The 26,163-nt window shown below is 34.9% G+C and carries 22 protein-coding genes and 1 pseudogene; 4 read left to right on the top strand and 19 right to left on the bottom strand.

Features of this window, described 5'->3' with window-relative positions; translation table 11 throughout:
• Positions 1-60 precede the first annotated feature (60 nt).
• The 4 genes from HND39_05460 to HND39_05445 form a co-directional block, all read right to left on the bottom strand.
• The gene (locus HND39_05460) at positions 61-225 is read right to left on the bottom strand and encodes a hypothetical protein (protein QKJ95768.1); all 165 of its coding nucleotides are present in this window, start codon (positions 223-225) and stop codon (positions 61-63) included.
• Between the two features lie 33 nt (positions 226-258).
• A complete protein-coding gene (locus HND39_05455; GenBank protein QKJ95767.1) occupies positions 259-1,059 on the bottom strand; it encodes an MOSC domain-containing protein in 801 nt (266 codons plus the stop codon).
• A gap of 122 nt (positions 1,060-1,181) precedes the next feature.
• Positions 1,182-2,432 (bottom strand): hypothetical protein, encoded by a 1,251-nt coding sequence (locus tag HND39_05450; protein ID QKJ95766.1) that lies wholly within the window; start codon positions 2,430-2,432, stop codon positions 1,182-1,184.
• An 83-nt stretch (positions 2,433-2,515) separates the two neighbouring features.
• Positions 2,516-3,259: a Mut7-C ubiquitin/RNAse domain-containing protein gene (locus tag HND39_05445; protein ID QKJ95765.1), complete on the bottom strand. Its 744-nt coding sequence runs from the start codon at positions 3,257-3,259 to the stop codon at positions 2,516-2,518.
• Positions 3,260-3,410: 151 nt separating this feature from the next.
• Here HND39_05445 and HND39_05440 point away from each other — a divergent pair, with 151 nt between their 5' ends.
• The gene (locus HND39_05440) at positions 3,411-4,721 is read left to right on the top strand and encodes an MFS transporter (protein QKJ95764.1); all 1,311 of its coding nucleotides are present in this window, start codon (positions 3,411-3,413) and stop codon (positions 4,719-4,721) included.
• A gap of 13 nt (positions 4,722-4,734) precedes the next feature.
• On the opposite strand, the gene HND39_05435 is transcribed toward HND39_05440, so the two are convergent.
• The 5 genes and pseudogenes from HND39_05435 to hemG form a co-directional block, all read right to left on the bottom strand.
• Positions 4,735-5,706 (bottom strand): hypothetical protein, encoded by a 972-nt coding sequence (locus tag HND39_05435; GenBank protein ID QKJ95763.1) that lies wholly within the window; start codon positions 5,704-5,706, stop codon positions 4,735-4,737.
• A complete protein-coding gene (locus tag HND39_05430) occupies positions 5,703-6,767 on the bottom strand; it encodes a glycosyltransferase family 9 protein (GenBank protein ID QKJ95762.1) in 1,065 nt (354 codons plus the stop codon). The genes HND39_05435 and HND39_05430 overlap by 4 nt, the downstream gene beginning before the upstream one ends.
• Complete coding sequence (gene hemB, locus HND39_05425) at positions 6,724-7,716, bottom strand: porphobilinogen synthase (GenBank protein QKJ95761.1); 993 nt, start codon at positions 7,714-7,716, stop codon at positions 6,724-6,726. The genes HND39_05430 and hemB overlap by 44 nt, the downstream gene beginning before the upstream one ends.
• 46 nt (positions 7,717-7,762) lie before the next feature.
• Positions 7,763-8,142 (bottom strand): annotated as a pseudogene (locus HND39_05420) (four helix bundle protein).
• 23 nt (positions 8,143-8,165) lie between these two features.
• Positions 8,166-9,551, bottom strand: a complete 1,386-nt coding sequence (hemG, locus tag HND39_05415) for a protoporphyrinogen oxidase (protein QKJ95760.1) — start codon at positions 9,549-9,551, stop codon at positions 8,166-8,168.
• Between the two features lie 176 nt (positions 9,552-9,727).
• Here hemG and HND39_05410 point away from each other — a divergent pair, with 176 nt between their 5' ends.
• From HND39_05410 to HND39_05400, 3 genes are all read left to right on the top strand, one after another.
• On the top strand, positions 9,728-11,455 hold the full coding sequence (locus HND39_05410; protein ID QKJ95759.1) for a T9SS type A sorting domain-containing protein: 1,728 nt from the start codon (positions 9,728-9,730) through the stop codon (positions 11,453-11,455).
• A 118-nt stretch (positions 11,456-11,573) separates the two neighbouring features.
• Positions 11,574-12,788 (top strand): ATP-grasp domain-containing protein, encoded by a 1,215-nt coding sequence (locus HND39_05405; protein QKJ95758.1) that lies wholly within the window; start codon positions 11,574-11,576, stop codon positions 12,786-12,788.
• Between the two features lie 216 nt (positions 12,789-13,004).
• On the top strand, positions 13,005-13,940 hold the full coding sequence (locus tag HND39_05400) for a fatty acid desaturase (protein ID QKJ95757.1): 936 nt from the start codon (positions 13,005-13,007) through the stop codon (positions 13,938-13,940).
• A 49-nt stretch (positions 13,941-13,989) separates the two neighbouring features.
• Here HND39_05400 and HND39_05395 read toward each other — a convergent pair whose 3' ends face one another.
• From HND39_05395 to HND39_05350, 10 genes are all read right to left on the bottom strand, one after another.
• Positions 13,990-14,604: a T9SS type A sorting domain-containing protein gene (locus HND39_05395; GenBank protein ID QKJ97896.1), complete on the bottom strand. Its 615-nt coding sequence runs from the start codon at positions 14,602-14,604 to the stop codon at positions 13,990-13,992.
• Between the two features lie 611 nt (positions 14,605-15,215).
• On the bottom strand, positions 15,216-15,623 hold the full coding sequence (locus HND39_05390; GenBank protein QKJ97895.1) for a T9SS type A sorting domain-containing protein: 408 nt from the start codon (positions 15,621-15,623) through the stop codon (positions 15,216-15,218).
• A gap of 842 nt (positions 15,624-16,465) precedes the next feature.
• Entirely contained in the window at positions 16,466-17,782 is a 1,317-nt protein-coding gene (locus tag HND39_05385) for a T9SS type A sorting domain-containing protein (GenBank protein QKJ95756.1), read from the bottom strand.
• A gap of 84 nt (positions 17,783-17,866) precedes the next feature.
• Positions 17,867-19,033 carry an ATP-binding protein gene (locus HND39_05380; GenBank protein ID QKJ95755.1) on the bottom strand — a complete coding sequence of 389 codons (1,167 nt, stop codon included), beginning with the start codon at positions 19,031-19,033 and terminating at the stop codon, positions 17,867-17,869.
• A 203-nt stretch (positions 19,034-19,236) separates the two neighbouring features.
• A complete protein-coding gene (hemN, locus tag HND39_05375) occupies positions 19,237-20,634 on the bottom strand; it encodes an oxygen-independent coproporphyrinogen III oxidase (GenBank protein QKJ97894.1) in 1,398 nt (465 codons plus the stop codon).
• A gap of 85 nt (positions 20,635-20,719) precedes the next feature.
• On the bottom strand, positions 20,720-21,766 hold the full coding sequence (locus HND39_05370; GenBank protein ID QKJ95754.1) for a uroporphyrinogen decarboxylase: 1,047 nt from the start codon (positions 21,764-21,766) through the stop codon (positions 20,720-20,722).
• Complete coding sequence (locus HND39_05365) at positions 21,763-23,169, bottom strand: TetR family transcriptional regulator (protein QKJ95753.1); 1,407 nt, start codon at positions 23,167-23,169, stop codon at positions 21,763-21,765. Before HND39_05365 ends, HND39_05370 begins: the two co-directional genes overlap by 4 nt.
• Before the next feature lie 54 nt (positions 23,170-23,223).
• Positions 23,224-23,841 carry a hypothetical protein gene (locus HND39_05360; GenBank protein QKJ95752.1) on the bottom strand — a complete coding sequence of 206 codons (618 nt, stop codon included), beginning with the start codon at positions 23,839-23,841 and terminating at the stop codon, positions 23,224-23,226.
• A complete protein-coding gene (gene hemC / locus HND39_05355; protein QKJ95751.1) occupies positions 23,838-24,779 on the bottom strand; it encodes a hydroxymethylbilane synthase in 942 nt (313 codons plus the stop codon). The genes HND39_05360 and hemC overlap by 4 nt, the downstream gene beginning before the upstream one ends.
• A gap of 107 nt (positions 24,780-24,886) precedes the next feature.
• The gene (locus tag HND39_05350) at positions 24,887-26,161 is read right to left on the bottom strand and encodes a glutamyl-tRNA reductase (protein QKJ95750.1); all 1,275 of its coding nucleotides are present in this window, start codon (positions 26,159-26,161) and stop codon (positions 24,887-24,889) included.
• Between the last annotated feature and the right edge of the window lie 2 nt (positions 26,162-26,163).

The following is a 26,163-nucleotide window of genomic DNA, read 5'->3' as shown; positions in this document are numbered from 1 at the left end:
GTTCTATAATCAACAATCAGATCAGATTGTGTTCATCCATTTCAAATATTTTACAAAAAGCTATTGTAGTGGTAGTTTGGATAGGAAATCGCCTATATAGTAAGGCCAAATTATAAGGGCTAATAATCCCTGGAAAAAAGTAAGCTTTAAAAAACCGATTGTGAATAACCAGCCGATAAACCAGACTGGTCCCATTATTCCTGCAACTTCAACTTTTCTGCTCATTGTTAGTCCTTTCAAAATAATAATTGTTGTTTTTTAATTTGATAGTTGAGTTATCTGATCTCCAACACTAATTTTACCAATAGATTCACAAACAAGATTCATCCCGAATAAAACCTTGTTATTGAAATTTCTGAACTTTGATAATGTCAGAAGTGGTTCTTTAAATCTTTCTGCAGTTTCTTGATCTGTTGTTGTTATCACACATCTTGCACATGGTTTGACAGCTTCAAATAATAAATTGCCCAGTTTAAATTTTTTCCAATTATCTTCTTCGAATGATTTTCCACCCGTGAAAACAAAATTCGTACGAAACCTGTTCATTGGCAACTGGATTTTCATTCTAGAATTTAATTCATCAAGAGAGGACTGACCGATAATCATAAACGGAAATGCATCGGCAAAGCTTACAATTTTATTTTCAGCATAATCTTTGTCAACAATTCGCTTTGTTGATTCCGGCATTTTTACGAGATGACATTTTATACTAAGAATTTCTGAGAACCATTCATCTATCTGAGCATTATAGAATTCTCCAACGACAGTATCCTTCCAGATAATTACTTTATCTTTTTTCGAATGTTCAAAAGAAAACGGGATTAATAACGGAGGATAATTTTTCTTCTTATGCTCAAGTAAAAGTCCATCTTTTTCAATCGTAACTTTAATCAATGCCATTTCCGGGAAATCACGTTGGGTGAAGAAAGTATTTGATTCATCAATCAATACCCATCTGCGGTCATGCTTTAATCCGCGTTCCTCGACTTCAGCAGATTGCAAACTGATTCCGCCGAGTGATTTGACAGGATATATATTTATTTCTGAAAGTGTAAGCACAACCTTTAATTATCAATTTTCAAATCGCAAAATACAAACAAGCACCAATAAACAAATTAGAATATTCAAACATTTGGAATTTGAATATTGAAGTTTGAGATTTGATTTTTGTTTATTGTGATTTAGGGTTCTTTTTTAAGTTCGATTAAAGTTATTTCCGGAGTTGAGTTGTACCTGATTGGCGCCAATGACATTCCAAGCCCACGAGTTACAATCATCAGCATACCTGACCCGCCCTTGCCGGGGTCACCAAAATGAAAATCACCACGAATATATTTTGTTTCAAACATTGTTGGTGTCAATTGAATGAATGGAAAAACAAAAGTAATTTGTCCGCCGTGAGTATGACCTGCAAGGAAAAGATTGAAATTATTTTTTTCGGCTGTTTCAATAAGTTCTGGCTGCGGCTGATGAGTAAGAAATATTTTGAAGCTGCCGTGATTATTTGATGAGAGACTATCCAGTATGTTTTTGGGCACATCCTCCACATAAGTAGCAGTGACGAATGTTATTGAAATCTCAGAACTATCAACTTTAATATTTTCAATTCCATTGTCAATCATCTGAACACCATTGTAATTGAGAGCAGATTTTACTTCGGCAAGACTTCTTGAATAATCATTCCTGTATGCCCAATTATCATGATCACCGACACACGAATAAACTCCGTATTTTGCTTTTAACTTTCCGGCTTCTCTGCCACTTAATTCAATATAATCAGGACCTGTTGTTATCAAATCACCGGCAATCAATATCAAATCAGGGTTTAATGAATTAACTTTATTAATAAAATTATTTATTCTTGCTTCATCGGTATAGTGATCAGCCTGAATATCCGAAATGAAAGCGATTTTAAAATTTTCTAAAGAAGCGGGAAGATTTTTTTCTTCATACTTAACCGGTCGGATAGAAACAGTGTTATAATCATAAATAATTCTTGCCGGAATATAGATGATGAAAAAACCAATCAACAAAAACAAAAGTGACGAATGAATTCTGATTATTTTCAACTCATATTTTTTAAGAAATGGGCGGGACAATAATTTTATTAAATCTAACGGAATGAAGAAAAGAAAACATTGAATCATCAGGATGAATGAAATCCAGAAAGGATAAACGAGGAGGTAATCAATAAATATACTTTCTGGTGCTGTTAAATAAGATCCTGTAATTGCAAAGTATGTGAAAATAAAAATTAGAAGAATAGGGTAGAGATTCGTCCAGATGAAAAATATTTTCCTGAAAGCGGGGAATCGCTTTTCATTAAAATTCGGGAAGAAATGTTTGACCGCAAAATTTAATCTGTTTATGAAATAATACTCCGAAACTAGAAGAACAACAATCCCGATCAGGAGACGAATAATAATCCACATTTTGACTTTCAATAAAAAATTTTAATTCTGTAAAAATAACTTAATTGTGCGTAAGTAATGAGAGAATTTGGAATACCATCCTCCTAATTCTCTTTGGTTAATTTGTTAATTATTGAGAGCATCCTCTGGTAGTGGGTTCCTTTCCAGAATATTTTTTTGCAGGAAGGACAGATGTGAAAATCTTTCTGTGATTGTATTACTTTTGGCGGAAGCCGACTAATTATTTTTTCTTTTCTGACTGGTTTTAATATTTCATTGCACTCAATACATCGGGAGAATTTTTTAATTTCTTTTTGAAGATGAAATCGATTCAGGACTTCTTTTATCTGATCTTCAATTTTTATTGCCCTTATAAAATATCCGTGAGTAACTTCATTCCTTTTTAATATTCCTCTGTCTTTGGTAAGAATGGCTCTTCTTTCTTTTACTGATAATTCAACTATTTCATAATCGTCAAAATTATTTTCATACTTAACATCGAGCCCCATCATTCTTAAATATCTGGCTAATCTTCCAAGATGAACGTCAGCAACAAATTTTGGTTTACGCAGCGGCTTTTGTCTTAAATGCTGAACTTTAGAAATATCAAACGATTCAAAAACAGGATAAACAGAAATATCATCGCCATCGCCTATTAAATATTTGAAGTTCACAGATTTTCCATTGACCAGAATTAAATCGATTTCTGTATGAGGAATTCCAAGAGATTCAATTAAATCTTTTACAGATGTTCGATCAATAAATTGATGAACAATTCTTCTTTTCTTCTTTTCCTCGGGAAGGAAATCGTTCAGCTCTTCATAAAACCGTATTTGAATTTTGTGCATATTATTTTTTTAGCTCAAGTAGATATTTTTTTTAATAAATCACATGACACAGCGCGGAGAGATGACACCTTTTTAAAAATATGTCATCTCTGTACAACTTAACTTTTAAGTAATGTAAGGTACTAAAATAAATATTTAGCATTTTTGAAATATGAAATCAGGATTTGTTAAGCAAACATTAAGAGCATTACGTCATAAAAACTACAGGTTGTTTTTTACAGGACAAAGCCTTTCTCTAATTGGCACCTGGATGCAATCGGTTGCACTTGGATGGCTTGTTTATCGTTTGACCGATTCAGCATTTCTTTTGGGTCTTGTAAGTTTCGCATCACAGATTCCAACTTTTGTTTTTGCTTCCTTTGCCGGTGTACTTGCGGACAGATACAACAGACATAAAATTATTATAACAACACAATCTCTTGCAATGATCCAGGCATTTATTCTCGCGTATCTTACATTGTCTCATTCAATTGAGATATGGCACATAGTTGCGTTGAGTTTATTTTCAGGATTGATAAATGCTTTTGATATGCCAACGAGGCAAAGTTTTGTAATTGATATGGTTGATGACAGAAATGATCTGCCGAATGCAATAGCTTTGAACTCATCCGTATTCAACTCCGCAAGATTAATCGGTCCAACTATAGCCGGCTTTATAATTTCTGCACTTGGTGAAGGACTTTGTTTTTTAATTAATGCAATGAGTTTTTTTACGGTGATTATAGCTTTATTGATGATGAAGATTCCACCAAAAGAAAATAATCATCACAAGGAAAAAGTTATTACAGAAGTTAAAGAAGGAATTAAGTACGCATATAACTTCAAACCCATTCGTGCGTTGTTATTATTGATCGGGTTGGTTAGTCTTACAGGAATGCCATACACGGTGCTGATGCCGGTTTTCGCAAAAGATATCTTACACGGAGATGCAAACACACTTGGTTTTCTTTTTGGGGCAGTAGGAACAGGAGCCGTGGTCGGAGCGATCTATCTTGCATCCAGAAAATCTGTTGTCGGTTTGGGAAGATGGATTGCAATTGCAACAACAATTTTTTCTCTCGGACTTTTGTTCTTTTCTTTCTCGAGAAATATTTATTTGTCAGTCGGACTTATGCTCTTCACAGGATTTGGGATGATGATGCAGATGGCTTCAACAAATACTTTACTGCAAACTCTTGTTGATGATGATAAACGTGGAAGAATAATGAGTCTTTACGTTATGGCTTTTATGGGAACAGCACCGTTCGGGAGTTTTATGGCAGGAAGTTTAGCAAGTACGATTGGTGCGCCATATACAGTTCTTTCAAGTGGTATAATTTGTTTGATTGGTGCAATAGCTTTTTATAAAATCCTGCCGTCACTTAGAAAACACATTCGTCCAATTTACATCAAGAAGGGAATTATTCCTGAAGTTTCAACCGGACTGCAATCTTCAACACACTTAAAAATGCCGCCGAACTGATGGATGAAAGAACTCAACTCGTAAAAACGTTTCTCACAAATTCAAACTCATCATCATTCAGTGGTTTATCCATCGCAGATAAATTTAGTTGCACTTGTCTGAGATTTCTAAAACCTGGTATCACGGCACCAACAAATCTGTAATGAAGCAGATACTGCTGAGCAACTCTTGCAAGATCTTCAGTTGAAGAGCCAAATCGTTCTTTTATTTTATTTAATTGAATTTCAAGCTTTGCAAGACTTTCATAAGAGAATCTTGATAGCCCTTTTCGATGGTCTCCATTTTCAAACTGCGGAGGATTTTCTTTTTTGTATTTGTCGAGAAGCAATCCTTCGTATAAAGGTCTGAATGCAACGAAAGAAATCTGATTTTCTTCCATCAGCTTTCTTGTGGGATTTCCATCATCAATAAAAGCTCTTTCAACCGGATTCGCAAAACTTTGCAGAACATCCGGTTTAACTTTTGGAATTAACTTGACAAAATCTTTATGAGAATAAGCTGACTGCCCAACAAGTCTGATTTTTCCTTCCTCTTTCAATCTGTACATTACTTCCACCGCATCATCAAGATATTCATCTCTGTCACCAAACCATCCGTGATGGAAATAGTACAAATCAATATAATCTCTTTTCAGATTGACAAGCGATTGTTCGCATTGATGACGGATATGTTTTGGTTCATAAGCATTTGCTGCCGTCCCCGGAAACCAACCAATCTTAGTCGCGATTATAAAATTATTAGTTCTGTTTCCAAGAATTCTTGCGAGCATTCTTTCTGCTCGTCCGTTTCCGTAAACATCAGCATTATCAAAATGATTTACGCCGTGATCAATTGCATAATTAATTGCTTCTGCAATTTCTCTTTCATCAACATTTGCCCAGCCATTTGGATCGCCGTTAACCCAATTAAGTCCGCCCATCGTCCAGCAGCCAAGACTTATTTCTGAAACTTCAATATTTGATTTTCCAAGTTTGCGGTATTTCATTTTGTTTTCTCCAGAATTTGTTCGGTTAGATTGTACACTTCACCAACCGAGATGTTATTAATATTTCCGTTTTTTGATTGAATAAAACATTTATTTTCTCCGATAGGAGCCCATTCAGCAGGATTTGTTGGGCCAAATAATGAAATCATTTTTGCATCTGAAAAATCAGCAATGTGCATTGAACCGGTATCGTTGGTAATATAAAGATCAATCAAAGAAAGTATCGATCCAAGTTTTTTTATCGGCAGATTGTTCAAAATCTTGTATGGGATGTCATCACTTTTTAATTCTTTCTCAACTTCACTGATTATCACATTGTCAATCCATCCTGAAGTAAGTAAAACGTAGTTATTGTGCTTCGTATAAATTTTTCTTATCAGCTCTATAAAACTTTTTGTTGACCACACATTATCCTTTTTCCCGGCTCCAGGATGAAAGCCAATTATCCTTCTGCTTTTATCCGGAAAAGATTCTTCGATGAATCTTTTAGCATCTCTTATCTCTTCATCTGAAAATTTAAACTTGATTGATTTCTTTTCGCCTTCTGTCAGGTCGCAGCCAATCTGTTTAACCACATCAAGGTTTCTCTCAAGCTGGTGTGTATTCTTCCAGGCAAAGTCAGATTTGATATTAAGTAATTTATGTGAGTTATTCTCTATCCCATCAATTGACTTTACCCCGACTTTAATTTTAGCTCCGGATAGAAAATTAATTATGTGTGATGTCCTTGAAATTTTAATCGTTGATGGGACGATGCCAATCTGATATTTATTTCTGCGAAGCTTTAGAAAGAAATTTAATATCGACTTAAGATTTTGCTTATCGAAAATAATAATATTATCCAGAAAGGGATTTATCTCATTGAAAGGAATTTCATAATTTGTTTTCGCAGCCACAAAAGTAATTTGTGAGTCAGGATATTTTTTCTTCAATGCAGCATACAACGAAAGCGAACAAAGCATATCTCCAATCTGGTTGTGCTGACGGACAACGAGAATGTTTTCGACTCGACCGATTTTATTTTCGAGTTTTATCAATCCACTTAGCAACGTCTTTGGCAAAATAAGTAAGTATCATATCAGCACCAGCACGTTTAATGGCTGTCAACGATTCAATCATAACTCTTTCTTCATCTATCCACCCGTTTTGTCCTGCTGCTTTTATCATCGAAAATTCTCCGCTCACCTGGTAAGCTGCGGTTGGCATTCCAAATTTTTCTTTCACTTTTCTTATTACATCAAGATACGGTCCTGCGGGTTTTACCATTACAATATCAGCACCTTCTTCAATATCTGTCTCAACTTCACGAAGAGCTTCGTTGATATTTCCGATATCCATTTGATGAGATCGTCTGTCACCAAAAGCGGGAGTTGATTCAGCAGCATCTCTGAACGGTCCGTAATATCCGGAAGCATATTTTGCTGCGTAACTCATTATCGGAATTTTTGTATAACCTTTGTGATCAAGAGCTTTGCGGATTGCAAGAACTCGTCCATCCATCATATCGGATGGAGCTACCATATCAGCACCGGCTTCAACATGAGAGACAGCTTCTTTGGCAAGCACTGTTATTGTTTCATCATTCAGAATATCTTCACCATCGAGAATTCCGCAATGACCGTGAGAAGTATATTCGCACAAGCAGACATCAGTTATTATAAGTAAATCCTTTATTTCTTTTTTTATTGCTCTTATTGCTTGCTGAATAATTCCATTGGGATTATATGCATCACTTCCTTGTTCATCTTTATGTTCGGGAATTCCGAAAAGAATAACAGCAGGAATTCCAAGATCACGAACTTCTTTACATTCGGTTACTAAATTTTCTACAGATAACTGAAAAACTCCGGGCATAGATTTAACAGGCTTTTTTACATTATTTCCCGGAACAACAAACAGCGGATAAATCAAATCATTCTTTGTCAGCACGGTTTCTCTTACCATATCTCTGACTATGGGATTGTAACGTAGTCTTCTGAAACGTTTGAAGGTAAAATTCTTTTCTGGCATTTTCTTCTCCGGAATGTATAATGTGGAATTTATAATGTATAATTGATTAAATATTTTTTTTTGAGCTTTTTATAATCGTAGTTAATAGTTTAATTAATTCTTCGCAATCTTTTTGAATACTATCTGATTCATTTTTATCTAAATAATTTGTTGTAATTAAAGGTCTAATCCAATATTCTGATTCGCGTGCTTCTTTTAAAGAAATACCAAGTTTATTTATAAAGTCTTTTTTAGTGTATGCGTTTTGTGCTTCTGTAATATTAGCGCCAATTGAAGTTCCGGATCTCAATAATTGTTTTAATAATGGTTCAACATTCCGATTTTTATTAATCAATTACTCATCAATTTCACAATTCGAATTGAAAAATTAAAACTCTTTTCTAATACCGCATTTCCATACTTAACGGATTTTTCGAATACAAACATAATTCTACATTCTACATTATAAATTATACATTCAAAAGCTTTTTAATCTTGTTAGCTATTAATTCTGAATTCTTTATACAATCTCCAATCGAAATCCCTCCGCGGTAATTCCCGCCAAGCATAATTCCTTTGTTGTTCTTTTCAAAATGATCAAAGAAATTTTCGTGTTCAACATAACCAAGATTGTATTGAGGAATTGCTTTTGACCAGAATCTTTTAGCTGCCAGAACCGGTTCGGCACTTATTTTCATTATAATTTCAAATTCTCTTCTTGCACGGTCCATTACCATTTGCTCAACGTCGTCCACAAAACCAGCATCACGTGAGCCGCCAATAAATAAAGTAAAAGCTGCTTTGGTTTCATCGGAACGATTTGGAAAGATTACCGAACTCCATATTGCACCCAGAAAAGATTTTTCCTCTTTCTCAGGAATTAAAAACCCGAAACCATCAAGCGGTTGACCAATATTTTTTTTCTCATAAACAAGATAAAGGACTAGAACAGGCGGATAATAAATTTGATTCAGATGCTTAGATAAATTTTCATCAAAATGTCCAAATAGTTCAGAAGCTTTATAAGCGGGAACGGTTGAAAGAACTACATCTGCAAGCAAAGTTAAATTCTGATTATCATCTCTGAAAGTAACCCCGTAATTTCCTTCTGCGGTAATTCGGACAGAAGTAACTTCCACACCAGTGCTAATCCGATTACCAAGTGTTTCTGCAATTGCTTCGGGAAGAACTTTCATTCCATCTTTAAATGAAAACATTTTTGCACTTTGCTTGGAAACTTCTTTGCTTTTTTTTCTTTTACGAATGCTTTTTATAGTGCCCATAATTAATCCGCCGTATTCTTCTTCAAGAGCATAAAGTTTTGGGAACGCAGATTTCACACTTAAATCTTCCGGTCTTCCCGCATACACTCCGGCGACAAAAGGATTGATTGCATAATCTAAAAACTCTTTGCCAAGTCTTCGGGTAACAAATTCAGCAATACTTTGATAATAACCATCTTTTGATCTTCCGATGAAAGGCTCGGCAAACAATCTTAGCTTTGCTTTTCCTGAAAATAATTCTGTTTTGAAAAATGCCGGAGGTGACATTGGAAGTGCGTGAAGTTGTCCATTGCGTAAAATGTATCTTTTATTTCCTTCACGATTGGCATATACAAATTGGTCTTCAAGATTTAAATCTTTTACAAGCTGCTGAATTAGCGGAGTAGTTTCCAATCCACTGTTCGGTCCTCTGTCAAATAGAAAACCATCGGCAGAAACAGTTTCAATTGAACCGCCGACTTTATCTTTTTGCTCGAGAACAATTACGTCGTAACCCTCTTTAAAAAGAAGATAAGCGGTTGTTAAACCCGAAATGCCGGCACCGATTATAACTATTTTTTTGTTAGAAGGCATAAAAGTTTATGATTTATTGGGAACAAATTTAACAAAATGGAATAAATTATTAAGTTGTAAAAAATATTCAATACGTTAACGGAAAATAAAATTACAAAGTCCACTTGCTTCTTTCTTTTATAAAAGCTAAACTTACAAAAGAGAATTACTTCTATTCATTTATAAAGGAGCCTCACATGAAGAAAATCTTACTTATTTGTTTAAGTTCTTTCTTCCTGTTTACTTCAATCTTTTCTCAGGAGAACTACTTCGAGAATTTGTTGATACAGAAAGAGCTAAATCCATCCATCTATTACGAAGCAAAACAAACCGCTGTTAAACAGCAGCTTCCTGTTAGTGTAAAACTACCAGAGGGCATTTTGATAGATGTATTGAAGGTGGAAAACGGTGTTATACTTTATAGTGTTATTAAAAATTTTTCTCACCCCTTTTTAGATGGAGAAGTTCTGACATACAGCCAGGTAAAAGACAGATATGATCTTTCAAATGCAGAAATTAATTGGGGAAAATCTCTGAACGAAACTGTAGAAAATGGTGATTCGGATACGAAACTTTTATTAATTCCTGACTGGACGAATGATAACGTATTATCATTTGATCCAGTAACCGGTAGTCTTGTCAATGCGAATTATATTCCATCAAACCCGGGCAATCTTGCTTCTCCAAAACATGCACTGCTTAATCCTGCAGGATTCATCAGTGTTTCAGATCAAATAACTGATCTTGTTCAGAAGTTTGATACATCGGGTAATTACATCGGTATTTATGCTCCTGCTGGAGGTGTTAATAATACAATACTGGATAATATTCGTGGTCATGCTTACAGACCAAATGGGAATCTGGTCGTGACAGTTGGAAGCGGCGGTAATCAGAATGGTGTTCCCGAATTTGATAACAGTGGTAATTATCTGGGTAATTTTATAGCAATTGGTGCTGGTGGATTAAACAGTCCATTTGCTATTCTTTTCAGGATGAACGATGTATTGGTTACGGGTTCAAGCAGTGATGCTGCACACAGGTATGATCTGAATGGAAATTATCTTAACAACCTGATAACGGGTGTAAATTTTCCACAGCAGATTATTGAACTGCAGAATGGCAACCTCGCTCTTGCAGTTTTCTCCACTCCGTCAGGATTAGGAATTTACGATTCTAACGGAACTCAGCTAAACTTCTTTACGCAGGTATCAGGTCTAAGAGGTGTTTATCAGTTACCAAGCGGAAATTATCTGGTAACAAATAGCAGCGGATTACACGAAATAGATGGAACCACGGGAAATTTGATACAAACAATTTATTCTTCTACAAACCTTCAATACATTTCGTATGTTGATTATTCAACCATTCCCGTTGAACTTACTTCTTTCACAGCGAATCTGATTGATAATAATATTATTCTAAACTGGACAACAGCCACTGAAACTAACAACTCAGGATTTGCCGTTGAAAGGAGTGTCGATAATAAATTTTATGAACAGATAGGATTTATCCCGGGCTCTGGAACTACTACGGAGAGGAGAAGCTACAGCTTTACAGACACTTCCCCCGGCGAAGGAAAATTTTACTATCGTCTCAAGCAAATCGATTATAACGGTACGTTTGAATACTCTTCAATAGTTGAAGTAGGAATTACTTCACCGAAGGAATTTGCATTAATGCAGAACTATCCAAATCCCTTTAATCCATCAACAACATTTACTTTCAACATTCCCGCCAATGAACTTGTTAATCTTAAAGTATATGATGTTATGGGAAATGAAGTAGCCACACTCGTTAATGAAGAAAAGTCTGCCGGTTCATATTCAATTGAATTCGATGCATCGAAGCTTGCAAGCGGAACATATTTTTATAAGCTTCAGGCTGGAGAAAAATCTGAAGTCCGGAAGATGCTGCTATTAAAGTAATATAAACGCAAAGGCTCCCTGACCGGAGCCTTTTTTATTTTTACTTACTTGCTTCTTTCTTCCATATAACTTAAAATTGCCACACATTATTATACACAATACACTAAGAGCAAAAGATATGAACTCCGCTAAACCCAACACCGTGCTTTGCGTTTCTTCTTATGAAAAAGGATTTGACTTTATGCGTGAGTGTAAGGATCAAGGCTGTCGTGTTTTATTACTTACATCAAAAAGTCTTGAAACGGCTCCATGGCCTAAAGAATCAATCGATGAAATTTTTTATATGCCGGATAAAAACAAAGAATGGAATATGCGCGATGTTATTTACGGAGTAAGCTTTGTTGCAAGGAACGAAAAGATTGACAGGATTGTTGCCCTCGATGATTTTGATGTTGAGAAAGCTGCAGCGTTAAGAGAACATTTACGCGTTCCAGGGATGGGTGACACAACCGCACGTTACTTTCGTGATAAACTTGCAATGAGAATGAGAGCAAAGGAAATGGGAATCCCTGTCCCTGAATTCATTCACGTTCTTAATCACAATGATATTAATGAATTTGCTGAAAAAGTTCCGTATCCGTATATGATTAAACCAAGAATGCTTGCCGGCGCACACGGATTGAAAAAAGTTAACAGCAAAGAAGAAATGTGGAATCGTATAAATCATCTTGGCGACGAACAATCGTTTTTCTTGATGGAAAGATTTATCCCTGGAAATATTTATCACGTTGATTCAATTATTTATGAGCACGAAGTACGATTTGCAATTGCAAGCCAGTACGGGAAACCGCCATTTGAAGTTGCACACGAAGGAAGAGTTTTTACAAGCAGGACAGTTGAACGAGGAAGTAAAAAAGAGCAGCAGCTTCTTGAACTGAATGAAAAATTAATGAAAGCTCTTGGAATGCTGCGCGGAGTTTCCCACACAGAGTTTATTGAATCCGATAAAGATGGAAAAATTTATTTTCTTGAAACTTCTGCTCGTGTTGGCGGAGCAAATCTTTCTGAGCTCGTGCTTGCGGCATCCGGAATTAATTTATGGCGTGAATGGGCGAAAATAGAAATTCTCAGGGGCGAATCAGAATACAAATATCCCGAAGTTAAAAATGACTATGCAGGAATTATAACTTCATTATCAAAACAGGAGTGGCCCGATCTTTCATCTTACAACGATCCTGAAATTGTATGGAGATTGGATAAATCATACCACGCCGGATTTGTAATCCGTTCAAAGCACCACAAAGTTGTTGAAGAAATGCTCGGGAAATACACGGAGAGATTTTATAAAGATTTTTTTGCTAGTGCTCCAATGAAAGAAAAACCGAGTGATTAGTGTAAATTATTAATGAGCTCTTTCGCAGAAATGGTAAAACTTCCTGATTGTCAAGTAAACAGTTTGGATTTTACAACTGTGAAAATTAAACTCATCCCGTCATTGCAAAGCCACAGCAAATGGGAAAGAAACCTAAAACGTGGTCTAAATGTTGTATTACTAATTAAGACAAAGAATGAAACCGAATAAATTATTTTTTAAAGATGAGGTTGAAAAATGAGTTTAAAACTAAAAGAAATTGCCGACATAAAGAGTCTGGTTTATATTTTTATCACCTCATCATTATTTATTAGTCAATGGCTCTGGCTAGGAACTAATACTTTTATCTATACATGGTTTTTATTTATGTCAGTAACTGTGGCTGTAATGACTCATAACCATAACCACTTACCAATGTGGAAATCAAAGGGGATGAATGTGTTTACTGACTGGTGGCTTACCGTATTTTATGGTTTCCCGATATTTGCGTGGATACCAACACATAATAAAAACCATCATCGCTTTAACAATCGGGCAGGCGATGACTCAATTACTTATCGGATAAGTGAAAGAAATAATTTACTTACTCTCATTTCATATCCGACAATTAGCGGCTACTATCAGCAAAAAGCAATAATGGTTTATCTGAAAGAAATGAAAGCAAACAACAGGGAGAAATTCTGGATAAGTATTTCACAGTATGTTGTGCTTGTTTTGTGGATAGCTGCAGCATTTATAATTGATTGGGAGAAAGCATTACTATTTGTAATCATACCCCAGCAAGTTTCTCTATTTAGCGTTTTGATATTTAATTACGTTCAGCACGTTCACGCCGATGAAGAATCCGAGTGGAATCATTCAAGAAACTTTACCGGGTTCCTTAATTTTCTTCTTTTCAATAATGGCTATCACACTATTCATCATCAGAAAGCAGGACTTCATTGGAAAAAAGCTCCTCAAGCCCACAATGAAATTGCACACAACATAAATCCAATTTTGCTAGAAAGAAGTTTCTGGTGGTATATATTCAGAAGTTATTTTTTGTCTCTTGTTATCCCAAAATTCAAAACAGACTCAATGAGACTGGAAAGAATCAGTAAAGAAAAAGATTTGAACACCGGAAAAAAAATTGTTGAAGAAAAGGAAATTGAATCCGTAAGTGCCGGATCATAGATGATTTCTTAAATTTTTACCCGATGAAAGAAAAACCGAGTGATTAGTGTTATTTCAAAAGAATCATTTTCTTAGTTTGCGAAAAATTTCCTGCGGAAATTCTATAATAATAAATTCCACTTGCCAATTCTTTACCATTAAATTCAATTTCATAATTTCCTGCTGACTTTTCCTCATTGACAAGAGATAGTATTTGTTTTCCCAACACATCATAAACTTTTATGGTAACAAAACTCATTTCAGGAATCTCATATCTTATTTTTGTCGATGGGTTGAATGGATTGGGATAATTTTGAGAAAGTTCAAAAGATAGCATAGGTTCATCATTGTTTTCAACTGGAGTATAGTCTACCCAGGTGAAAGGATAAAAAGTAGAACCTGCATTCCACTTAGAGTATCTGAGCGAGTCGTTACCTAATAAGAAAATATAATAGTCTGAAATTGTAGCTCTTTCTTGAGTAGTGGGTAGATAAGCAAGTTGAGAATTATGTGTAGTAATTACACCAACCCACATCATAAAATATAAATTCTTTTTTGCAATTAAAGTTCCCCATCCAAAAGGTTGATGCAATTGGCTAATATTACTTCCCCATCCATTATAGGTAAAATTGGGGAAATTCGGTTCTTCAATAATTGTTTTCTCAAGTACGCTATGTTCCTCCATTGATGGCCAAGGTTCTACCCAGAATCTATAGGATATAAGTGTGTTATCGGTGAGACCAGTATTTCCATTTCCAATACTGATTTGTGTTATAGAGTAAAAATCAAACCCTTCAATGTACTTATAAACGGTTTGTGCGATCGTAACATATGGATATACGAAAAAGACAAGCTCCTGAGATGGATGATTAAATAATGAATCTTCAACCAATTCAACAAGTCCACTTACAATTTTATAAAGATGATAAGTATTACCAGATCGAATGAAAAAATATGGACCAAAGCCGTGAAGTGATGAAATAGCGAAGCCAGGTGCAAACACGTTTTCAAAACTTAATTCATCTATTGATCTGTTTAAGAAATAAAATATTGAATCATTATATGCAAGAAAGAAGTAATCACCATTTAATGTGTATTTGGTAGAAGATGGAAAGTTACCTTCAACATATTTTGTCAGAAAGAATTCACCGCTTGCTTCATGCGAATAGAATTTCAAAAGTGAATTGTCTGTAAGCAAATAATACAAACTATCTCTTTGTGCCATAAAATTGTAATGGTTAGGAGTTGGTTGTGCAACTAATGTGATAGTGAGTATTGTGATAATGATTACAATTTTCATTTTAACAAAATCATTTTTTTAGTCTGAGAAAAATTTCCGGCTGTAATTCTATAGTAATATATTCCACTTGTTAACTCCAAACCGTTGAAATCAATTTTATAACTTCCCGCATCCCTCTCTTCATTAACAAGAGTTTCTATTTCATTTCCTAGAACATCATATACTTTAATTGTAACAAATACAGGTTCTGGTAGTTGATATTTTATTTTCGTTGTTGGGTTAAAGGGATTTGGAAAGTTTTGAGCGAGTTCATAGAATGATAATAAATTTTCTTCTTCAACATTCAGAATAGGTGGAAGAACATTCATTACAACCCAGCCCGCATCCGGATAATGTGCAGTATTATAAAATATGGAGGTATCGGTAATTGTTGCTCTGAATTTAATTTTATCTCCAGAGAGCATCCCGAAAAGATTGAACGAGATTTGTGGATTACTCTTGGAGATGTTGTATTTTTTGGTCTGAACTAAAGTATCTGCTCTTATGTGTTCAACATCAAGGTAAAATGAATCTATGAGTTCAGTATAGCTGGCAGTGCAAGGAACCGTTAGTAAAAAGGGAAATGTATCAACCGGTCTATCTTCAACCGGATAAAGAGAATCTACCTTTAATATTAATTGATTGTAAAATAATGAATCTATAATTGCTGCAACAATATTCTGATCATGTGAAAAGAGTGAGTTCGTGTTTACGGCATATTCTTTGAACTTAGATAAACCAATATTTGCAGAAAACTCATAGTTATATAATGGAATATTATCTTCTTGTGGATGTTTCATTGAATAAACTAATTGTGTATCCCCCATTACTATTTTGTAAGAAAGACCTTGCGAAATAAAATTTATCGGTTCTCCGTTAATGTAGGAAATATATTGCGAATCCAACGGTGTGTTGAAATCAACCGCTAGCCGTATAATGGGGCTGTAAGGGGTCTTTACAAACAATTTTTGATTTAGAGAATCGTATCTGAATAGACAATCATAATTAATGGGAGGATAATAATTAAAATTGTTTGAGAATTTATAGAAGAGCAGACCATTTATTAAAGTATCCGATTGTACAATTAAATTCTGGTAATCTGTTCCCGAACCACTAAAATGCCCAACATTCCAGTACCAATCATCTATAACCTGATAAGCATTTCCAACTTTAAGAGGGAAGAAGTTTTGAGCACAAATTAGATTAGCATAGATAATTAATGCTAAAATTATTTTTTTTACGATTGCTATACCGATGAACTTTTTAGTCATTTTATTAAAATCATTTTTTTGGTTTGTGAAAAATTTCCGGTTGTAATTCTATAGTAATATATTCCACTCGCCAGCTCATTTCCATCAAAATCAACATCATAACTTCCCGCAATCTTTTCTTCATTAACAAGAGTAGTTATTTCTGTTCCTAACACATCATAAACTTTAATAATAACAAAATTTAATTCAGGAATCTGATACTTGATTTTAGTGGACGGATTAAATGGATTAGGATAGTTTTGTAGAAGCTCATAATGTATTGGAAAACTTTCGTTTTCAACATTTAAAATCGGAGGTAATACATTCATTACAACCCACCCAGTATCCGGATACTGAGCAACGTTAAAGAAAATACTGGAATCTGTTGCGGTAGCTCTTAATTTAATTTTATCTCCGACCAACAAATCAGGCAAATTAAAAGTAATATGAGGATTATTTTTTGAAATATTATATTGCAATGATTGGATTAAAGTATCAACCCTGATATGCTCAACTGATAAGTAAAATGAATTTATCAGTTGCGGCCAGTTTGCGGTGTAAGATACTGTCAATAAAAATGGAAATGTATCAATCGGTCTATCCTGAATTGGATAGAGAGTATCAATATCAAGTATAATAGGGTTATAAATTATACTATCAATAATGCCAGAGATTACATTTTGCGTGGATTGGTAACCAGCTTGAATGATTCCACCCCAGGCTCTGAAATATGATAAACCAATATTATCAGCAAATTTATAAATAAAGTTATCTGACGCCGGAGAATATTGCATGATGTAAACTGAGTGCGTATCTCCCAAAACAACTTCATTTGTAATCCCACCAGACGTAAATTGTAAGGGTGATCCACGTAAGTAGGAGATGTAAGTTGCACCAGCTGGCGAATTTAAATCAACACCTAACCTTAGTGTAGTGTCATTCGGAAGTTTTACATAAACCTTTTGATTTAGGGAATCATAATTAAATAAATACGCATTATTAAGTAATATATTATTAGAATAACGGAAAAAGATATCTCCGTCGATAACAGTATCTTCAACAACGGTAATAGGGTAATAGTTAGTTCCAATTTCACCATTTCCTCCAGGACCCCACCAAGACCAAAGATTCTTAATCTGGTAAGCATTGCCAACTTTTAATGGAAAAAAATTTTGAGCGTGTGTTTCTGAGATAACAAATTGTATAAGACTGAATACAAATAGAAATGAAATAATTTTCTCAGTGATATGGTAAACCTTACTGAGGTATTTTTTCGAGATGGTTCCCCAAACAATTGAATCGACTAGGGGAGGAGAAAATATGTCTATTTTCATAACTGCTCACCTTTGTTTTTGTCAAATGTAAGCAATTATAATGGGACTGTCAATAAATGTTAAACCGTCCTCGAATACTTTGCTTTATCTTCTCTTTAAAACTTTTGTTACTTTGTACCACGGCAGCACCTCCCCAGAGCTGCGAGATTCCTCCTTTTGACCACCATAGACAAGATATGAAAAAATGTTCATATCGTCTGCAAGATCTTTGTAAAACTTTAAACCATTGAAAAAATCTTCATTAATTGTTTTCCCAGATTTAATTTCAAGTATGATTTTATCCAGTCCCGATTCTATTAGGCAATCGACTTCACGCCCTAACTTGTCACGCCAGAAATAAAAATTACTGTTTAGATCGTAATTCATTTTATATTTTATCAAGTCTGAAAGAATTAAGTTTTCAAATAAAGCTCCTACCAGGTAATGTGTACTGACCTGATTTTTACTCTCCAATCCAAGTAATGAGCAAGCTAGTCCTGTATCATAAAAATAAAGTTTGGGCATTTTAACTAATCTTTTATTGAAATTCTGAAAGTGTGGTTCCAATCTGTAAGTAATATAGCTAGCTTCGAGAACTGATAACCAGGATTTCGCAGTGTTTACGGATATTCCCGCCTCAACTGCGAGAGAGGAAAGATTTAACAATTGTCCGATTCTGCCCGCACACAATTTCACGAATAAAGTAAAAGAGTTTAAATCAGGAATATTTTTTATCAACCTTACATCTCTTTCCAGGTAAGTACGTATGTAGTTAGGATACCAATCTGAAGGATCAATTTTTCTATCGTAGATTGGAGGATAAAACCCTCTGAAAATGTAGTTTGAAAAATCTTCTACTGAGCCTCCTGACCAAATTTCTTCAAGACTGAAAGGAAGCAAAGTTAGTATTGCCACTCTACCTGCAAGTGTTTGGGAAATTTTTTCTTGCATTAAAAAATTATGTGAACCGGTAATAATAAAACTTCCCGGAGCTTTATTTTCATCTACAATAGACTGGATATATGAAAATAAATCGGGGACTCTTTGTACCTCATCTATAATTAATCCTGATTTAGAAGATGATAAAAACGATCTCGGATCATTCTGTGCGAAAAGCCGGGTATCCGGCTCCTCAAGATTTTGAAATTCCTTATCTTTAAAAGTCATCTTTACCAAAGTAGTTTTCCCAGATTGTCGTGGACCAACTACTGCAACTACGGGAAATTGTTTTGATAACTGGATTAGTTTTTCTTGTATTTGTCTTTTAATCACGAATGGAAATTACTGAGATATGGACAAATTTGCAATTGAGATGCAAAATTGTCCGATAAGGATGCGAAATATAGAAAAATATGCATATTTTGCTTGCAAGTGGTTAAGTTAAACCGTCCTCGAATATTTAGTTTTGTCTTCTTTCCGTTCAATGTATCCATCAAACCTGCCTGCCGGCAGGCAGGGTTCATTGCAATTATATCCTAAACAGTTCTGGAGTATTTTGCTGTATCTTGTTTACGCTCGATATATCCGTCGAAATTCATTGCAATATTACGGATGAGAAGTCGTCCCATATCTTTTACTTTGAAACCGTCATTGTTCATTACGATTAATTCATCAGCTTCAAATTCTTTAAGGTTGTTCAAGCCCCATTTAAAGTAATCCTTAAACTTAATCTTGAACTTATCCTCGATTGATTTGTAGTTCAGTTCGAAGTCACACATAATTTTCATTATTACTTCGTGTCGAATGTGATCGTCTTCATTCAGCTTATAACCTTTTACTGTTGGAATAGTTTCGTTATCGAGAGAAGTGTAATATTCTTTTTCTGTCTTGAAGTTCTGTGCGTAAACATTTTTTAATTGACTTATCGCAGTAATTCCGAAAGCATAAAGATCAGCACCAGCGTTTGTGCTATATCCCTGGAAGTTTCTGTAAAGTTTTTTCTCTCGCATTGCAATGGATAATTCATCATCAGGCTTTGCGAAGTGGTCCATACCGATAAATTCGTAACCGGCACTTGTGAGTTTTTCAATACTCATTTTTAATATTTCAAGTTTCACTTCCGGCTTCGGCAAATCTTCTTCGTGAATGAGTGCCATATGTTTTTTCATCCACGGAACGTGAGCATAATTGAACAACGCAATTCTGTCAGGAGAAATATCAATAATTTTTTCAACCGTGTCAGTAAAAGATTTCAATGATTGAAATGGAAGTCCATAAATCAAATCAAGATTGATACTGTGAAATTTCAATTCTCGCACCCAGTTTACAACTTTACGGGTTAAATCTTCTGGTTGAATTCTGTTGACAGCTTTCTGAACTTGTTCATTAAAATCCTGCACGCCCATACTAATTCTGTTAAAGCCATTGTTTCGTAAAGCTTCAAGATGTTCCTTTGTTAAATCACGCGGATCTATCTCACAGCTATTCTCTGAATTTTCATTAAACTCGAATGATTGATTTATGTATGAAGCAAGTTTGTTAATTTCTTCCGGTTTGAGATGAGTTGGAGTTCCACCGCCCCAATGATGCTGTACAACTTTTCTGTCAGGCAGAAGATATGTTCTCATCAAATCAATTTCTTTCTGAACGTATTTTATGTACTCGTTTATTCTTTCACGATTTCGTGTTACAAGCATATTGCAGCCACAGAAAAAGCAAAGCGTATCGCAGTAGGGAATATGAAAGTAAAGAGATAGATCGGGAAGATTTTTTCCGTAATTAGTTTTTACGATTTCATCAATAAAATCCGAATGAGTAAAATGCTCATTGAACTGCGGTGCCGTCGGGTAGCTTGTGTACCTCGGACCGGGTTTATCGTATTTCCTGAATTTTTTTAAATCAACTTCAAACATGTGATTCCCTATAAATTTAATGGAACGCAGATGACACAGATATTACTGATTCTCGCAGATAAAAATCTAAATCAGCGAATATCTGTGTCATCAGCGTTCTATTCTTCTAATTGTGAAAAACTTTACTTTCCTCTTTAACATAATTAACTAAAACTTTTACATTCTCTGGATCAATGTCCGGCAGGATACCATGACCAAGATTAAAAATGTGTCCATCACCCTTGCCGAATGACTCGAGAACTTTTCTTGCTTCTCTTTTTATGAATGATGGATCAGCATAAAGTACTGTTGGATCGAGATTTCCCTGGATTGCAACTTTATCGTTCACTTTTCGTCTCACTTTCTCAAGCTCGAGTGTCCAGTCAACACTAATTGCATCAGCACCAATGTCCTTGAGTTCGTGCATTAAGTAATGAACGCCTTTCGGAAAATAAATTATGGGCTCCACATTTCTCTTTATCTCAGAAATTAATTGATGAACATATCTCATCGCAAAAACCTGATAGTCTCTTGGTGAAAGAATTCCTGCCCACGTATCGAAAATTTGAACAAGATTTGCCCCGGCTTCAATCTGAGCGGATAAATAAGAAGCAGTAGCTTTAGTAATTTTTTCAAGTAGGTAGTGAGCAAGTTCAGGGTTTCCATAAACAAGTCTTTTAACTTTTGAAAAAGATTTTGTTCCATGACCTTCAACCATGTAAGTAAGAATTGTCCATGGTGCACCGGCAAACCCGATTACAGGAACCCTTCCGTTCAATTCTTTTTTAGTAAGTGAAATTGCATCGAGAACAAATTTTAAATCTTTTGATGGATCGGGATCTTTTAGTTTATCAACATCATCTTTTGACTTGATTGGCGAAGAGAAAACCGGACCCTTGCCCTCATTTATTTCTAGATGCATTCCCATTGCTTCGGGAATTACAAGTATGTCAGAAAAAATAATTGCTGCATCAACCCCGATAATATCAACCGGCTGAATTGTAACTTCTGATGCAAGTTCAGGTGTTTTGCACATAGTTAAAAAATCATGTTTTGCGCGAACTGCTCTGTACTCTGGCAAATATCTTCCGGCTTGTCTCATTATCCAGATCGGAGTCCGTTCTGTTGGCAATCGCTTCGCTGCTCTTAAAATTAAATCATTCTGCAATTTCAAATTTTCTCCTTTTGGTTATTATAATATTCAACAATTTTTTTTGTTAATCCGTTTATTGTGAACTCATCAGGCAGGATTTTCACTTTAACTTTTTTTGATTCAATTGCTTCCTTTGTCGTCGGACCAATAGCTGCAATGTCAAACTTGCCGAAGTACTGAAATGGATTTTTCACATCAGCAATCTGTAAAAAATTTTCAAAGGTAGATGGGCTGGTGAAAATAAATAAGTCAACTTTAGTTGAATCTAATTGTTGAAGATTTGTTCTGACATTTTCACCGGAAGGAATTGCTACATTATAAACCGGCACCGATTTAATAATCGCACCAAGTTCTTTTAATCCCATCGGTAATTCTTCTCTGCCGATTGCTGAGCGGGGAATGAATACAACTTTATTCTTCATATTATATTTTGATAATGCCTCGATTACTCCTTCAGCACTAAACTTATCCGGCACAATATTAACGTTGATATTATTCTTATGACAATATGCAGAAGTTTTACTTCCGACGGCAACAACTTTTGTTCTGTTATAGTTAATCAAAGCTCCGATTTCTTTACATCTCTTTAAAAACATTTGAACCGCATGAACCGAAGTGAAAATTATAAAATCAATTTTTTCGGAATGAGAAACCACTGAATCAAACTTACTCCAATCAGACGGAGGAACAATATCAAGTGTTGGAATGATAATCACATTTGCACCAAGACTTGTGAGTGCAGAAGCAGATTCCTCTGATTGTTCAATTGTTCTGGTTATAACAATTGTCTTTCCTTTTAACGGAAGTTCTTTGATATTGTTAAAACCTGAGTAAAGTCCGTGCAGAACAAAATCAAAAATTTCTTCTTTTTCTTTTGCTGCTTTATCATCCGTAATTTTTTCATTTATTCCTTTTTGAACCGCACCATAAATACTTCCGAAAATCAGGCTGATAGCAAATTCTTCATCAACTTTTCTGAAAACTTTATCTTTCTCTCCTTTTGAAATAATATTTATAATCATCTGCTTCATTTGTTTCTCATGAGAAATCATGTCTTCGCAAAAAGAATTCTGCTTATTTAAAGTTTCTCTTTGATAGATGAGAAAGAATTTCCGGTGTTTCATCATAAACATATAGAGATGAATGACAAAAGCGCGAAGCGAATCAATACTATTCTGTTCTGATTCAATTTTTTGTTTTAGAATAGAAAGCAAATTTTCCATTCTCGTGTGCATTATGGTAAAATAAAGCTCTTCCTTCGAAGTGAAGTAATTATAAACCGTTCCTTTCGCAACAGAAATTAATCTTGCAACATCATCCATCATTACTTCGTGATAATGCTTTGTGGAAAAAAGTTCAGCAGCAGCATCGAGAATTTTTTCTCTTTTTCTTTCTCTTTTTATTTCACGTTTCTCTTTTAGCATAATTGATATGTTTAATGACTAACCCGATTTCTTCAAGCAATCGGGTTGGTTTAACTAATTAATTCTCCAGTCGTTCAATGCAAGCACTTCTCCACTGTTTGGATCAATTAACATTTCCTGACCCGTTGCTTTATAATTTTCATCGCTTCCCAGTTCAGTGAGAGTCGATAAAATTCTCCATACATATCTATTAAATTTGAAATCCCACATAAATCCAGCGTCCCATTCTTTCACTCCATCTTTCAAACCCATATTACCGGCTATCTGTCTCGCAGTTTGTTCATCTATATTAAAATCACATTCCTCCGGAAAGTTTAAACATCGGGGGATTCCAACTATGTCACGGTTTTTAATCACATTTCCAACAGAATCAACCGTGAATTTTATGATTGCATCAACATACGGTTTATCAGGCATAAAAAATTTATAAGCTATTTCGTAGTATGGTGGAGTGTGTTTGGTTCTGGCAAAATCAGGTGTGATATAGCTTTTAAAAAATTCTTTACCGGTTGAAGTAATAATGAACGAATCAGCTTTGGTTAATATTTCAAGTGGAACAGAATCTTGTTCCTGATCCTGACAGGTGCGGCATTTGCAAGATGTTAATACAGCAATGCTGATCAAAGCCGCAATTATTAATAACGATATTGTGTATAATTTCTGTCTGTTCATTTTGCTCTCGCTGATTTGTAAATTTCCTCAAGAATTGTTTTAGCACCAGCTTTCAATAGTTCGTTGGCTAATTTTTTTCCTAAATTTTCCGGATTGTTTTTACTCCCGCGAATTTTTTTCCGATAGGTAATACTGCCATCAAGCGATCCGACTAATGCATCAATATGTAATCCCGTTTTTTTTATTTCAGCAAATGCACCTATTGGAACCTGGCAGCCGCCCTCAAGTGTTTTAAGTAATGCACGTTCGGCTGAAACAGCTTTGTAAGTATTTTCATGATGAATTGATTTAACAATTTTATTTACAATTTTATTATCTGCTCGTGTTTCAATTCCCAACGCACCTTGTCCGACAGCAGGAAGCATCACATCAGTTTTAATTATTGATGAGATATACTTGTTCAGTTTTAATCTTTCAACACCGGCTCTTGCAAGTATAATAGCATCCCAATCCGACTCAAGAAATTTTTTTATTCTTGATGGAACATTCCCTCTCAACTCAACAATATTCAAGTCAGGTCTGATATGAAGAAGCTGACATCGTCTTCTCAATGAACCTGTCGCTACAACAGCATTCTCAGGAAGATTAAAAATTGTTGTTCCTTTTTTTCTTGCTATGAGTACATCATTAACGTTGTGTCGTTTAGTAACTGCGGAAAGTTTTAAACCTTTTGGAATTACTGTTTGGAGATCTTTCAGGCTGTGAACAGCCAGATCAATTTTTTTATTCAGCAGTTCGACTTCAAGTTCTTTTGTGAATAAACTTCGGTCACCAATTTTTGAAAGTGCAACATCAAGAATTTTATCGCCCGTTGTTTTGATTATCTTTATTTCAACGGAAACATTTTTATTTTTCTTTTCAAGTTCTTTTTTCACAAAGTTAGCCTGCCAAAGCGCAAGCTCACTACCTCTCGAACCGATGACTATTCTATTTTTCAAATTGTATGTGCTTTCTTTTTATTGTGCTGATCTAAAAGTATGACAGTATGGATATATGATTGTATGATGGCGTAAATTTAAAGTCATACATCCATACTATCATACAATCATTCGTTCTTCTTTTTACCTATCCCAAACAACTCTTTGATAATTCCAATCTTCGCGACAGATTCTTCAGGATGAGCAGAAGAATCGCCTGCTTTTCGCAATTCAATAGTTGGGTGATGGAGAATTTTGTTGATGATTCTTTTTGTAACAATGTCAAGTTTTTCCTGATCTTCAACAGAGAATTTGTTTTTATTTTTTTCTACTTCATCATTTCTTATTTCTTCAAAAAAATCACGGAGATCTTTTATTGCTGGTGCTGCCTGTAGTGAATTATACCACTCCCAGAATGTATCAAGCTCTTCTTCAATTATCTTTTCAACCTTTGGTATTTCTGATTTTCTTTTCGCGAGATTCTGATCGACGATAATATTCAATGAATCGAGATCGTGATAAAAAACATAATCAATTTCTTTCGTTGCCGGATCGATATCACGGGGAACGGCAATATCCATTAATATCATTGGATTATTATTTCGCATCTTCAAAGCACTTTTAATATCATCTTTTCTAACCAAAATATCTGGAGCTGATGTTGCACTGATAATAATATCAAACTTAAAGATTGAATCTTTGAATTCTGCAAAAGGGATTACTTTCGCATTTAATTTTTCTGCAAGTCTTTCTGCTTTATTCTGAGTTCTGTTTGTTACGGTAAGATTTCCGATTCCTCTTTCAGATAAATGTTTTGCAGCAATCTCACCAGTTTCACCAGCACCAATTACGAGTGCAGATTTTTTATTCAAGTTTGAAAATATTTTTTCTGTTAACTGAACAGCAGCATAGCTGACCGTTACGGCTCCTTCGCTTATTGCAGTTTCTGAAATTGCTCTTTTACCGGCTCTGATTGCAGCGTCAAAAATTCTATGCATAATGTAACCGGAAAAATTTGAATCTTCAGAAATTTGAAATGAGTCTTTTACCTGTTTGAAAACCTGGTTGTCGCCGATAAGTAGTGAATCAATTCCTGTAGCAACGGAAAATAAATGTCTGATCGCTTCCCTTGACACAAATTTCTGAAAATTATTTTCAGTTATATTTTGTGCGGGCTTGAAATTCAGAAGAAGGCTTTGAAATTTTTCATGGCTTGCTTCATTATTTGCAGGAATGCCAAAAATTTCCGTACGATTGCATGTAGAAAGAACCAATCCTTCTTTTATCTGGTTTTCTTTTACAAAATTAATAAACGGACGGATTTCATCTTCTTTAAGATAAACTGCTTCGCGCAATTCAACCGGTGCAGTTCTGTGATTTATGGATATCGCAAATAAGTTCATAT

This window comes from Ignavibacteriota bacterium (assembly GCA_013285405.1).
In the GTDB taxonomy this organism is placed as follows: domain Bacteria; phylum Bacteroidota; class Ignavibacteria; order Ignavibacteriales; family Ignavibacteriaceae; genus IGN2.
Note: the sequence above shows the minus strand (reverse complement) of the source record. Positions and strands in the feature narration are given on the sequence as shown.

Bases quoted from the DNA above. Each gene is read 5' to 3' on its own strand.
- HND39_05400 (QKJ95757.1), top strand. From the start codon at position 13,005: ATGAGTTTAAAACTAAAAGAAATTGCCGACATAAAGAGTCTGGTTTAT.
- HND39_05450 (QKJ95766.1), bottom strand. From the start codon at position 2,432: ATGTGGATTATTATTCGTCTCCTGATCGGGATTGTTGTTCTTCTAGTT.
- HND39_05350 (QKJ95750.1), bottom strand. From the start codon at position 26,161: ATGAACTTATTTGCGATATCCATAAATCACAGAACTGCACCGGTTGAA.
- HND39_05395 (QKJ97896.1), bottom strand. From the start codon at position 14,604: ATGGAGGAACATAGCGTACTTGAGAAAACAATTATTGAAGAACCGAAT.
- HND39_05435 (QKJ95763.1), bottom strand. From the start codon at position 5,706: ATGAAATACCGCAAACTTGGAAAATCAAATATTGAAGTTTCAGAAATA.
- HND39_05460 (QKJ95768.1), bottom strand. From the start codon at position 225: ATGAGCAGAAAAGTTGAAGTTGCAGGAATAATGGGACCAGTCTGGTTT.
- HND39_05405 (QKJ95758.1), top strand. From the start codon at position 11,574: ATGAACTCCGCTAAACCCAACACCGTGCTTTGCGTTTCTTCTTATGAA.
- hemB (QKJ95761.1), bottom strand. From the start codon at position 7,716: ATGCCAGAAAAGAATTTTACCTTCAAACGTTTCAGAAGACTACGTTAC.
- HND39_05445 (QKJ95765.1), bottom strand. From the start codon at position 3,259: ATGCACAAAATTCAAATACGGTTTTATGAAGAGCTGAACGATTTCCTT.
- HND39_05385 (QKJ95756.1), bottom strand. From the start codon at position 17,782: ATGAAAATAGACATATTTTCTCCTCCCCTAGTCGATTCAATTGTTTGG.
- HND39_05365 (QKJ95753.1), bottom strand. From the start codon at position 23,169: ATGCTAAAAGAGAAACGTGAAATAAAAAGAGAAAGAAAAAGAGAAAAA.
- HND39_05410 (QKJ95759.1), top strand. From the start codon at position 9,728: ATGAAGAAAATCTTACTTATTTGTTTAAGTTCTTTCTTCCTGTTTACT.
- HND39_05390 (QKJ97895.1), bottom strand. From the start codon at position 15,623: ATGCTCTCTGGAGATAAAATTAAATTCAGAGCAACAATTACCGATACC.
- HND39_05440 (QKJ95764.1), top strand. From the start codon at position 3,411: ATGAAATCAGGATTTGTTAAGCAAACATTAAGAGCATTACGTCATAAA.
- hemG (QKJ95760.1), bottom strand. From the start codon at position 9,551: ATGCCTTCTAACAAAAAAATAGTTATAATCGGTGCCGGCATTTCGGGT.
- HND39_05360 (QKJ95752.1), bottom strand. From the start codon at position 23,841: ATGAACAGACAGAAATTATACACAATATCGTTATTAATAATTGCGGCT.